Source organism: Halioglobus sp. HI00S01 (genome assembly GCF_001635445.1).
In the GTDB taxonomy this organism is placed as follows: Bacteria; Pseudomonadota; Gammaproteobacteria; order Pseudomonadales; family Halieaceae; genus Halioglobus; species Halioglobus japonicus.
In genome coordinates this window covers 1-407 of record NZ_LWEE01000354.1, presented here as the reverse complement: position 1 = coordinate 407, position 407 = coordinate 1, and the positions used below count along the sequence as shown (strand labels likewise).

Below are 407 nucleotides of genomic sequence, written 5' to 3'. Positions count from 1 at the left end.
GTGGTGCGGCCTGCCGTGATCAGATGGTCAGGCTGCGCTGAGGAGCGGGTGGCCAAGGCCAATGGATTCTCGCTACACGCCGGAGTGAGCTGTGAAGGACATCAAAAGGACAAGCATGAGCGGCTGTGTCGGTACATTTCCCGCCCTGCTGTCGCCACACCGCGTCTATCCCTCAGCTCCACCGGCAAGGTGGTCTACACCCTGAAGACGCCCTACCGGGATGGCACCACGCAAGTGGCATTCGAGCCGGTGGATTTCATCGCACGTTTGGCTGCCCTGGCGCCTAAGCCCCGCGTTAATCTTACCCGCTATCACGGCGTGCTGGCCCCCAACCACCGGTGGCGTGGGGAGGTCACCCCGGCCAAACGTGGCAAAGATGTGAAGCGCATACCCAATGATGAAGTACG

The 407-nt window shown here is 61.7% G+C and carries 1 protein-coding gene; it reads left to right on the top strand.

The genetic code is table 11. From position 1 onward, the window contains the following. Window positions 1-407, top strand: a 407-nt coding sequence (locus tag A3709_RS20910) for a transposase (protein WP_231871273.1), incomplete at both ends; no start/stop codon positions are given.